This is a genomic window from Streptomyces sp. NPDC001204 (assembly GCF_053598035.1).
The window spans coordinates 1-10,479 of record NZ_JBSFJL010000066.1; the positions used below are offsets into that span (position 1 = coordinate 1).

Here is a 10,479-nt window from a genome sequence, read left to right on the forward strand (position 1 = left end):
AGCCGGTGGCCGTTCGTCTATGCGGGCCTCATCCCGACGCCGGAGCAAACCCCCGGATCAGGTCGAACCCGTACACCACTTCCCTGGACGCAACCTCAGCCGAGCGCCGACTCATCGACTGGGAGTTCATCCGGCGCGAGACAGGTGCCGTCCTACCCTCGGACTTCGTTGCCCTCGCGGAGGCCTACCCGCCGTTCACGGTCGACGACTTCCTGGGCCTGCACATTCCGTCGGCCGGAGAAGAGCAGTACTTCATCGCCGGGGTGCACGGGCTCCTACGCAACTTGGCGGAGCTGCGTGACGCCGGTATGTCGCACGGTCACGTCCCGTTCCCCGAGCCTGGGGGGCTCTTCCCGTGGGGTGATTCCTCAGAAGGTGACGTCTTCTATTGGCGCACATCAAGCACGGACGCCGAGTCGTGGACCGTGCTGGTCGAGGGTCATAACGATGACTGGTGCGAGTACGAGGGGAGCCTCACCTCCTATCTTGCGGGCATGGCGCGCGGGACGGTTCCTCCGGACGGTCTGCCGCCAGATTTCCCGAGCCCAATGCCGGTCATCGATGCTGACTGACGTAGATCGCCCAGCGGCAGTACCTGAGCGCACGACCGACTGGGGCCGTCTCGGGGCCGTCCGAGGCACACCGACGTCGACAGACGATGACAGCTGTCAACCGTGTCGGCCCAGATCAGAAAGACGTCGCAGGAGAGGTCTCGAAGTGAGAGGCTCGCTGCACCACTTCCAGAAGAACTGATCGAGTGCTCCACGTCCCCTTGACTCGATCATTGAAACTCCCGGCCAAAGTCGCTACGCCGAACTCGACACATCGCCCCCGCTCACTGCCCCTCTGCCTGCCGCCCAGGCGTTCGAGTCTTCCAATAGGCCATGAACTCCGCGCCGAAGCCAGCCGCTAGGAACATGAGCGCCAGCCAGAAGAGCGACGGCCTCTGCCACTCGAAGCTGCCAAACAGCACCGCCAGACCGAGGGACGGAAGAAAGACACCGGCGGCTTTCCACCACCGGCCCTTACGGGCTTGGACAACTGCGGAGGCCGACGCAAGCACGAAGAGCAGCACCATGACTGCCACTGGTATCCACACAGCGTCAGTCTGCCGTGCCCTTGCCTCAGCCAGGAGACTCCGCCAACCGCGTGATCAAGGTCACGACATCGTGCCAGAAGAAGCGGGGAACGGCGGGGAACCACGGTGACAACCGCCGGGCCTAAACGAGACCGACCCCCGACCAAACTTGCTGGTCAGGGGCCGATTCCCACAAGCGTGGCGGCGCCAGGATTCGAACCTGGGAAGGCTGAGCCGGCAGATTTCAAGGTTGCGTGTGGCACGCGGCTCTGCGACGCAACCCCCACGCCCTGAACCGACTGCTCACGAAGATGCCGACGCCGACGGACAGCGCGATCGACACAGCGTCGAGGGTCACGTGGCGGCCCACGGCTGCCAGCGACCCCAGAAACGCGATCGCCGTGAGGGTCGCGGCGGCCGCGGTAAGGAAGACTGCCATCTCGGCCCACCACATCGCCCGCGTCGGTTGAGTCGTCATGCCGATGTTGTACATCGCGCATCTGGCTGCTGTAGAGCAGGGAAGTACAGCAACCCCCGCCCCCAGGGACGACCGCTACCAACCCCAAGCAACCAGCTGACGTGCCCGGCCGACCTCAGCGACCACCGTGCCCATAGTTCGTATCTAGGTGATCAACTGACGATGCCCCGGCTTGAAGTTCCGGGGCCGCCTCTGGGCCGTCCAAGGTCAGCCGGCGCCGACCGACAGTGACAGAAGCCCACGGCATCCCCGCCCGGTGTTCAGCGTCCCTCAGGTGGCTGAGCGCGCTCCTGGCGCCCGCAGCCTGCGCGTGAGCAGGCCGAGCAGCACAGCGTTGACCAGTCCGGACAGCGCCACACCGGCGGAGAAAATCAATGGGCTCAGCCAGGAGAGCGAGGAGTACTCCGCAAGTGCCGCCACGAGGGAGACGAGGATGCTGAGCGGCGCCGTGGCCATGAGCGGCCAGATCCCGGCGAACCCCGGGTCCGGCGACAGGTACACGGCGTAAAGGAAGAACCCCAGCGCCGCGACGACCACAGCGAGGTACCCGCGCGCGATCCAGTTGTCCATCGCAGGCGCCAGCAGGGCCCGAATTCTTTGCAGGCGGGGACGCGCAGAACGTGCCATGCCCGTTCCCTCCTGTTCAGAGGGGTCCGCGATACGCGGGAGGGGCTCACGCGCGCCGGCAGGTGCGGTGGTCGCGGATCTCGCGACGAGGGCGCCCAGCACGGCGGCATTCACGAGGGCGCACAGCAAGAGCCATACGGCCCAGAATCCGACGGCGAGCACCTCGACCGCCCCGCTGCCCTCGGTGCCAGGGCCGAAGGGGAGGACCACACTCAGGAAGGAGAGGGGAGCCGTGAGCATCAGGGGGTCCGGGGCGAAGCCACTGTCCGGGAAGAGGAACATGACCAGGACGGACGCGGCGAATACAGCCAGATAGCCCCGGGCGAGCCAGTTGTCCGTGGCAAGCGCAAGGAGTCGGCGCAGGCGAGGGATACGGCGCGGGCGGGAGGCATTCGGCATCGAGGGTTCCTTCGGGTCCGTCCGGGTTGGTGATCCCCACGATGGACCGGAGGGCGCGCTCAGGCATGAGTACGTGTACTCATCGGCAGGGCGGCAGTACCTACCACGCCGCTCAGCCACACTGACCACCAGTCCTACAGGCGGCAGTAGTTGCTGTACAACAGCGGAGTACAGCAACCGCACCCACCAGCCTCGACCAGTAGTGCCTCCGCGGGGCCATGAAGCGGCCTGTATGACCGTCACCGACCGACCCACATAGAGCTACGGATCAGATGCCGTCCGTGCCCTATCCGTGCCCGATCGTGCGGGGAGCCGCGGGGAGTCACGGTGGCTGGCGGGCAACGCGCAACTCAACGGCCCCCGACCGATTCGCCTGGTCAGGGGACCGTTCACCTGCGCGGTGGGTGTGGGATTTGAACCCATGGTGGCTCGCGCCACGACGGTTTTCAAGATTGTTTAGGAGGCTCCCCACGTACTCCAGTGGCCCCAGCGCCCCGCTCTAGGGCAATAGAGCAGGTCAGAGCGCTTCCTTGTTCTGCTTGACCGCTTCCCCCGACCTATGTACTGGAGGCAAAACACTCCACGGGAAGTTGATCCAGTCGTCGGTGCGCTTCCAGACGTACTCGCACTTCACGAGCGACTGGGACTTCTCGTAGATGACGGCGCTGCGCACCTCGGCGACGGTGTCCAGGCAGAAGTCGCGGACCAGCTTGAGCGTCTTGCCGGTGTCGGCGACGTCGTCGGTGATCAGGACCTTCTTGTCGGAGAAGTCGATGACGTTGGGCACGGGCGCGAGCATGACGGGCATCTCGAGCGTGGTGCCGACGCCGGTGTAGAACTCCACGTTGACCAGGTGGATGTTCTTGCAGTCGAGGGCGTAGGCGAGCCCGCCGGCGACGAAGACACCGCCGCGCGCGATGCTGAGCACGATGTCCGGCTCGTACCCGTCGTCGGCGATGGTCTGCGCGAGCTCGCGCACGGCGACGCCGAATTCCTCGTAGGTGAGGTTCTCTCGTATCTCGGACATGTCGTGGGTGCCCCTCACACCTGCGTGCGGTGGAAGTCGACGTAGGAGCGGGAGGCGGTGGGACCGCGCTGCCCCTGGTACCGGGAGCCGTAGCGTTCGCTGCCGTACGGGGCCTCGGCGGGCGAGCTGAGCCGGAACATGCACAGCTGCCCGATCTTCATTCCGGGCCAGAGCTTGATCGGCAAGGTCGCGAGGTTCGACAGCTCCAGGGTCACGTGCCCGGAGAACCCGGGGTCGATGAACCCTGCGGTGGAGTGGGTGACCAGCCCGAGCCGCCCGAGCGAGCTCTTGCCCTCGAGCCGGGAGGCGAGATCGTCGGGAAGCGTGATGACCTCGTACGTCGACGCGAGGACGAACTCACCCGGGTGCAGGATGAACGGCTCGTCGCCCTCCGGCTCGACCAGCCGGGTGAGGTCGGGCTGCTCGACGGAGGGGTCGATGTGGGGGTAGCGGTGATTCTCGAACACCCGGAAGTAGCGGTCCAGCCGCACATCGATGCTCGACGGCTGCACCATGGATTCGTCGAAGGGATCGATCCGCACCCGTCCGGCGTCGATCTCGGCCCGGAGGTCCTTGTCTGAGAGAAGCACGTAGCGAGGATACGCAAGGCGCGCGGAGCCCCCACAATCAGGACTCCACGCGCCGGTGCCGCGATACTGCCGCTACCGCTTCTGAAGTGCCACGGGCACCGCACTGCGGAGCCTGGCACACCGTGGACACCTCATGAGCCGGCCGGGGCCGAGCCGCTCGGCCTGCTGCATCGGGAACGAAGCGGTGCTGAACACGTGCCCCTCGGCACAACGGACGACGGTGCGCTCCATCAAGTCCCTTAAGTCCCTTCCCCAGAACCGCGTCTGGCCTCTCGCCGCCTGACGACAAAAGCCACAGTACGGGATCAAAGAGACGTGCCACCAGGCGGCACTCCGGCCCCAAAGGACCCCTCGCGCACACCCCCACCGTACGCCCCAACTCCGTTCCCCCGCAGCGCCGCTCACCTCTTGGAACGCACGCCGGCCCCACGGTTCGAGCACCGGGGGCCAGGGATGGGGTACAGTGAGCGCCGGACCCGGACTTCGGCCGGCGTCTTACGCGGGTGTAGTTTAATGGTAGAACATCAGCTTCCCAAGCTGAGAGCGCGAGTTCGATTCTCGTCACCCGCTCCAGCAGAAACCCCCAGGCCAGAGGCCCGGGGGTTCTTTGTTGTCCAGACCGGTAGGCGGTGCGCGCTGCACAACCGCACCATTGACTCCGGTGGCTCCGCCTTCTGGTGCGCGCGGTCGTCGTTGTGGTGCTTCGCACGTTCGGCACATACGAGGTCGTCGAGCCCGGCGGCGACTGCGCGCTGCCGGTCCTCGCCGGAGTGCTGACAGATCAGCGCCGCACAATTCCTGACCCGCGACAGCGTGCGCGGCGGGATGAAGGAGTTCTGTTCCACTTCTTTCCGCGAGGAAGGTCACGCGCCACCCAGGTCAGAGAACTGGGTCTTGCTGCTGCCTGCGCCGCTCACTCACCGCGTTCATGGCACACCCTGCCGACACCCTGCGAACTCGGTCTCACGGCGCTTCGTCCGTGGCGCCGGCCGTCGCCTTGACGTACTCGGCGAAGGCGACGGTCCGCTCGACGCTGCCCGGGCGCGGCGGGTCGTTGAAGTCCAGACCGAGCTGACGGTCGTCGAGGACCTGGCGGATCAGGCCCGACCACCGCCGCTCCAGGTGATCCGCCGCCCACAGCAGGGCCGCCCTCTTGGACGTCACCCGTCCTGTCTCAAGAGTGTGCAAGATGCGGCAGAGGCTGGTGACGGCATAGCGCTGGGACCAAGCGACGTCGTAGTCGAGCCAGGCGTTGTCGGCGATGAAGTCCCTGGCGTATTCACGCATCTTGGCGCGCAGGACATCCGGGCCGACGGGGTCGACGAGATCCTTGGGGTCCGGTCCGGTGAGGGTCACGCCGCATTCGCGCAGCGACCATCGGACGACCTCGGTGTTGCAGTGCGTCGACCATTCCATCGTGCGCGAGCCGTGGTCGACGAACAGCCAGGACCGACCGAGTCCTTCGAGCCCTCGCAGTGCTCCACTGTCGGGATACGAACCCTCCAGATGGCGCGGCCAGTGCCCCGGCCGCGTGGGAATCTCGTCGTGCATGGCCCGGAGGGCAGCTTCCTGGCCCGAAGTGATGGGGCCTCGGACGGGGATCAGGAAGTCGCAGTCGCTGTGGATGTCCGCGTCACCGACGGCGAAGGAACCCTGGAGGTACGCACCGACGAAGTTGTCGCCGAGGATCCTCGCGGCACGCTCGGTCAGCTCCCGGAGAACCTCGTTGAGCTCGGCGAACTGCGTCGGGCTCGAGTGCAAACTCAAATCAATGCCGGCCACCCTCGGAGTACATCAACCTCCAGGGCAACCCGTCGACCGAGTTTTTCCCCGCCACCGTCCACCGGGCAGGGGCGTCCGCCCTCCGGATCGAACTCCTGAAGCGGTGGTCATGTGTCGGGTGGGCCGGGAGCGGGGCGGGGAGTTTCCAGGCGCCGGACCAGTGCGCGCAGAGCACGGAGTTCGGCGTCCAGTGCCTGCGCGCCGTCGCGGGTGAGGGCAATCCAGGTTCGGGGACGCCGACCGGTGTAGCCCTTCTCCAGAGTGATCAGTTCCGATTCCTCCAGCACCTTCAGGTGCCGGGAGAGATTCCCGTCGGTGACGGCCAGTTGCTTCTTCAGGAAGCCGAACTCGACTCGGTCGGCTTCTTTGGCGATGGTGAGAATGCCGAGTCGCACGCGCTGGTGGACGGTGTCGTCCAGCGACTGGGTCGGATGGAGTCCTTCCTGCTCATCCCGCGCAGCGGTCGAGTCCTCGACGCTCATGAGGCAACCGTACCCGCGTCGGCGGCTCCGGGCGTGGCCCGATGGCGGGCCGCCGCCCACTCGGCCAGGCCGGCGAGAAGCAGGACGGCTGCGAGCAGGAGCGCCTTGGCCTGCGGCCCGTCGGTCCAGCGGGGGTGGGCGGGGTGTTGCCAGGGGAGCCATCCGCTGCCCCAGGAGGCCCCGAGGTAGCCGGTGAGCAGCAGGGCATGAGCGGTACCGGCTGCCGCGGCGATCCAACTGCGTTCGACCATCCCGAGGGCCAGCAGTCCGATGCCGACCAGGTACCACGGGGAGGCGTAGCTGTTCTCCAGCAGGTCGACCTCCCACGGCTGGTTCCAGCCGAACAGCATGGCCGTCAGGGCCGTCGTAATCACCGCGGTGGCTACGGCGGTCACGCAAACCCACACGCCGCGGCGGGGGACGACACCCCGGGCCTCGCCACGCAGGCGGTACCAGCGGGCGAAGACGAACCATGCCAGCGGAAGGAGCACGAACCACACGCCCCAGGCCGCGAAGCGCAGGACGGCGCCGTCGAACTCGCCCTCCAGACAAGGGGTTCCTGGTTCATGGACGACGCACAGGCCGGTCAGCTCGGCGTAGGCGAAGTCCGGATAGGACGCAACGTTGCGGCCGTGGGCTCCGAAATTGAAGGCGTACCGGGCAATCGGAGCGGCTGCCAGGGCAAGAAGACCGAAGCCGAGAAGGGAGACCCACGAGCCGTTCATCTGCGCGCGGGTCCTGGCCCGCAGGCCCTCCGTCGCCACCAGCAGGCCGGCCGCGCGCGCCCTCGGCTCGTACTCCGCGCTGCTCAGTGACGGTGTTCCCACGATGTCCCCCTTGTGGTCACGCTTCGACAGCACTGGGAAGCGGACCGCCGGTTGGCCGCCCGTCCGCCATGTACTTTGCATTACAAAGTACATGGCGGACAAGAGTAAGTGACCGTGCGGCCTCGCACCAGCCACGTAGTTGCCTGCAGGCTTCGGACGGAAGAAGGCGATGCCTGGGGACAGCCGGCTCAGTTTCCGTCTCGTTCAGCCCCGTTCACGGCCGTTCGGAAGGGACTTCGTGCCCAGCGCGACCCTTCACCTGGACGGATGACCCATCGCACGGCTCAGGGGCACAGGGACACCGATGCGTGATGGGCGCGGCTCCGCCCCCAAAGGGGCAGGCCCTACGCTGATCCCCGTGAGGCAGGCAGGCGCTGGGAAGGATGATCGGCGATGACGCCCCTGAGCACCGGGGACCCGGAGTCCATAGGCGGGTACACCCTTCTCGGTCGGCTCGGGGCGGGCGGCATGGGAGTCGTCTATCTGGGGGTCTCCGCCTCGGGACGGCAGGTCGCGGTCAAGCTCGTGCACGGGCCGTATGCCCAGGAGGAGGAGTTCCGGACGCGCTTCCGGCAGGAGATCGCGGCAGCGCGCAGAGTGAGCGGTGCCTTCACCGCGCCTGTCGTGGATGCCGACCCGGACGCCGACCGGCCGTGGATGGCGACGCTCTACGTGCCGGGGCTCAACCTCGCCGAAGTCGTGGCGAAGGACGGCCCGCTGAGCCAGCGGGAACTGCGCGCGCTGGGGCTGGGGCTCACCGAGGCACTGCGCGACATCCACCGGGTGGGCCTGGTGCACCGGGATCTCAAACCGGGCAACGTCCTGATGACCGAGGACGGACCGCGCGTCATCGACTTCGGCATATCGCGCGCTTCTGACAACCAGAGCCTCACCGCGACCGGGCGGATGATCGGCACTCCGCCCTTCATGTCGCCGGAACAAGTGGCCTCTCCCCGGGACGTCACCCCGGCGTCGGACGTGTTCTCGCTGGGGTCACTGCTGGTGTTCGCGGCCGTCGGCACGGGACCGTTCGACGCCGACAGCCCGTACATAACCGGCTATCAGGTGGTGTACGGGACCCCGGACCTCGGCGGGGTGCCCGAAGCGCTCCTGGACATTGTCGAGCGCTGCCTGGACAAGGACCCGTCCACGCGGCCGGAACTGGCGGACATACACCGCATGCTCCAGGCGCTGCCGGAATCCGACGCCATCGGGTCCCCTGAGACCGGGCAGTCCACGCGACCCCGGCGTCGCCCCACTTCCCGGAACGCGGCCACCACCTCCGCGGGTGCCGCGACCGGCACCGGCATCGGCACCGGCAAGCGCGGACGAGTACGGATGCTGCTCACCGGCCTCGGCGCGGCGCTGGCCGTCACGGGGCTGTTCATCGGGGCGGGTGTCTTCGTGTCCGCTCCGGACACCACCACCGCCTCCAGCGCCACCGCCACGGCCCGTGCCGCGTCGCTGCCCGACGGCTGGCGGCCGTGGCAGACGAAGCTGCGGTACGACGTCAAGGGTGTCCCTCTCGACTACAACAGCCCCGGATGCGTGACGGAGGGAAGCGCCCTGTTCTGTGGCGGTACGGGATACACGGCCGCCAGAATCGACGCGGCCTCCGGCCGCGCCCTGTGGCGGACCGGCACCCGCCCTCAGGGGGCGCAGCCGATCGGCGTTCGCGACGGGCTGGTCTACATGTACGAGGAACCGGACGACGAGACCAGGCGGGTGGTGGCCCTCGACGCCGGTACCGGGCACCGGCGGTGGCAACGCGACATCAACCGGGCCGAAAAGGCGGTCCTGTACGACGGCGGACTGCTGACCCTGTCTCCCGACTCCTCGTGGTTCGTGGCCTACGGACCTACCGGCAAGGAACTGTGGCGGGCGCCTTCGCTGGACGAGTACTGCACTCCGTCGGCGCTGGGAGGCGTCCCCTACGCCCTGTGCTCGGAGGGCACCGAGTCCGGCCAGGCCCCGGTCGAGCTGATGAAGCTCGGACCCGGCAGCCTGACCGAAACCGGCACACTGCCCAAGAAGGCGGAAGCGCTCGGCGCCGTCGGCGGGCAGCCACTGTTCCTCGCCCCCCAGACCGCGAAGGACGTGTACGAAGCCGGGTACGAACGGCCGTACAACGCGCTGCTGCGGGTGGCCCCGGAAACCGGGCAGGTCAGACGGATACCGCTGGCGCGTCCGCTGACCGGCGCGGCGACCCTCGCGGGCGGCGTCGTCTACTTCGTCCGGTCCGACGGGTCGGTCACCGCGGTGTCGGCGGACAGCGGCAAACAACTCTGGCAGAAGGTGACGGACGTGGAGAGTCTGTCCGCGCCCGCGGTGTCAGCGACGTACAAGCGGGTCTATTTCTCCAACCGCTTCGGCCGTCTGCTGGCACTGGACAGTCGCACCGGAGCGGAGGTTTGGCGCACCTCCGCACTGGACGACCCCGGGGACAAAGCGCAGGGCTACCCGCCGCGAGTGCTGCTCGTCAAGGACGCGATCGTGGCAACGGCCGGCGACACGGCCTTCTCCCGGAGCCCGGACGGGCCCGCCTGACCGGCCGAGGCAATCGCCGCGCACCGTGCGGATCAGGTGTGAGCAGGACGGACCCGGAGCACGAGGGCTCGCTGCGGAGAAACGTCGGCTTCAGGGGCGCTTGTGCGGTGCCTCGCCCGGTAGCCACTGCAGGGCGAACCAGAGCTCCGTCCGGGCTCCGGGGCCCTGGAAGGTCGACGTCGAGGAGGTCGGCCACCCGCGCCAGGCGGTGGCGGACGGTGGTGGTGTGGACGACGGCGCGTGTCCCGGCGGCGGGCACGTTGCAGGGCGCGTTCGGCCTGGGTGTCGGGGTGCGGCAGGTCGTGGGCGGACATGGGTGCGCTGCAGCCGAGGCCCCAGCCGAACTCGGCCGCCCGGGCGGGCGCCGGTGGCCGGGCCACCGGCGCCCTCGGACCGCCCAGGCTCCGGATTCGTGCCAGAAGGCTTCCCGGCCGCCTCGGACATCCCCCTCGGATTGGTCTCCGAGGGGGATGCTTCGTGCCCCGGCGTTCAGTACTGCTCGGTCTCCGCGAAACCGTTGCCCTCGTTGTCGTCCGCGTCGAAGGCAGCGGCGGTCGGGTCGAATCCGGGCGGGCTGTCCTTCAGGGCCAGGCCCATGCCGGCCAGCTTCGCCTTGACCTCGTCGATGGACTTCGCACCGAA

General features: G+C 67.9%; 10 protein-coding genes, 1 tRNA gene and 1 pseudogene. 3 read left to right on the plus strand and 9 right to left on the minus strand.

All coding sequences use genetic code 11. From position 1 onward, the window contains the following. Window positions 1-572 (plus strand): hypothetical protein (locus ACWC91_RS40855; RefSeq protein ID WP_450644398.1); only part of this gene is annotated, 572 nt, incomplete at its 5' end. Window positions 573-835: 263 nt separating this feature from the next. Here ACWC91_RS40855 and ACWC91_RS40860 read toward each other — a convergent pair. From ACWC91_RS40860 to dcd, 5 genes are all read right to left on the minus strand, one after another. Further along, window positions 836-1,078, minus strand: a complete 243-nt coding sequence (locus tag ACWC91_RS40860; protein ID WP_450644400.1) for a hypothetical protein — start codon at window positions 1,076-1,078, stop codon at window positions 836-838. Between the two features lie 244 nt (window positions 1,079-1,322). Continuing rightward, window positions 1,323-1,571 (minus strand): hypothetical protein, encoded by a 249-nt coding sequence (locus ACWC91_RS40865; protein WP_388484982.1) that lies wholly within the window; start codon window positions 1,569-1,571, stop codon window positions 1,323-1,325. Between the two features lie 255 nt (window positions 1,572-1,826). Further along, window positions 1,827-2,582, minus strand: coding sequence for an SCO4225 family membrane protein (locus ACWC91_RS40870; RefSeq protein WP_450644402.1), 756 nt, complete (start codon window positions 2,580-2,582; stop codon window positions 1,827-1,829). 517 nt (window positions 2,583-3,099) lie between these two features. Continuing rightward, entirely contained in the window at window positions 3,100-3,609 is a 510-nt protein-coding gene (locus tag ACWC91_RS40875; protein ID WP_376502652.1) for a phosphoribosyltransferase, read from the minus strand. 14 nt (window positions 3,610-3,623) lie between these two features. Then, the gene (dcd, locus tag ACWC91_RS40880) at window positions 3,624-4,199 is read right to left on the minus strand and encodes a dCTP deaminase (RefSeq protein WP_225077066.1); all 576 of its coding nucleotides are present in this window, start codon (window positions 4,197-4,199) and stop codon (window positions 3,624-3,626) included. A gap of 499 nt (window positions 4,200-4,698) precedes the next feature. Between dcd and ACWC91_RS40885 the strand changes: the two genes are divergently transcribed. Beyond that, window positions 4,699-4,772 (plus strand) — tRNA-Gly (locus tag ACWC91_RS40885). A 390-nt stretch (window positions 4,773-5,162) separates the two neighbouring features. On the opposite strand, the gene ACWC91_RS40890 is transcribed toward ACWC91_RS40885, so the two are convergent. The 3 genes from ACWC91_RS40890 to ACWC91_RS40900 form a co-directional block, all read right to left on the minus strand. After that, window positions 5,163-5,960 carry an aminoglycoside adenylyltransferase domain-containing protein gene (locus ACWC91_RS40890; RefSeq protein WP_450726318.1) on the minus strand — a complete coding sequence of 266 codons (798 nt, stop codon included), beginning with the start codon at window positions 5,958-5,960 and terminating at the stop codon, window positions 5,163-5,165. A gap of 128 nt (window positions 5,961-6,088) precedes the next feature. Further along, a complete protein-coding gene (locus ACWC91_RS40895) occupies window positions 6,089-6,463 on the minus strand; it encodes a transcriptional regulator (protein ID WP_225077068.1) in 375 nt (124 codons plus the stop codon). Next, on the minus strand, window positions 6,460-7,290 hold the full coding sequence (locus ACWC91_RS40900; protein ID WP_450644406.1) for a hypothetical protein: 831 nt from the start codon (window positions 7,288-7,290) through the stop codon (window positions 6,460-6,462). The genes ACWC91_RS40895 and ACWC91_RS40900 overlap by 4 nt, the downstream gene beginning before the upstream one ends. Window positions 7,291-7,683: 393 nt before the next feature. Between ACWC91_RS40900 and ACWC91_RS40905 the strand changes: the two genes are divergently transcribed. After that, window positions 7,684-9,837 (plus strand): serine/threonine-protein kinase, encoded by a 2,154-nt coding sequence (locus tag ACWC91_RS40905; protein WP_450644408.1) that lies wholly within the window; start codon window positions 7,684-7,686, stop codon window positions 9,835-9,837. Between the two features lie 489 nt (window positions 9,838-10,326). Here ACWC91_RS40905 and ACWC91_RS40910 read toward each other — a convergent pair. Next, window positions 10,327-10,479 (minus strand): annotated as a pseudogene (locus ACWC91_RS40910) (DNA-directed RNA polymerase subunit alpha); the annotation flags it as partial.

Coding starts and splice junctions, on each gene's coding strand:
- ACWC91_RS40860 (WP_450644400.1), bottom strand. CDS start 1,078: ATGGTGCTGCTCTTCGTGCTTGCGTCGGCCTCCGCAGTTGTCCAAGCC.
- ACWC91_RS40865 (WP_388484982.1), bottom strand. CDS start 1,571: ATGTACAACATCGGCATGACGACTCAACCGACGCGGGCGATGTGGTGG.
- ACWC91_RS40870 (WP_450644402.1), bottom strand. CDS start 2,582: ATGCCGAATGCCTCCCGCCCGCGCCGTATCCCTCGCCTGCGCCGACTC.
- ACWC91_RS40875 (WP_376502652.1), bottom strand. CDS start 3,609: ATGTCCGAGATACGAGAGAACCTCACCTACGAGGAATTCGGCGTCGCC.
- ACWC91_RS40895 (WP_225077068.1), bottom strand. CDS start 6,463: ATGAGCGTCGAGGACTCGACCGCTGCGCGGGATGAGCAGGAAGGACTC.
- ACWC91_RS40905 (WP_450644408.1), top strand. CDS start 7,684: ATGACGCCCCTGAGCACCGGGGACCCGGAGTCCATAGGCGGGTACACC.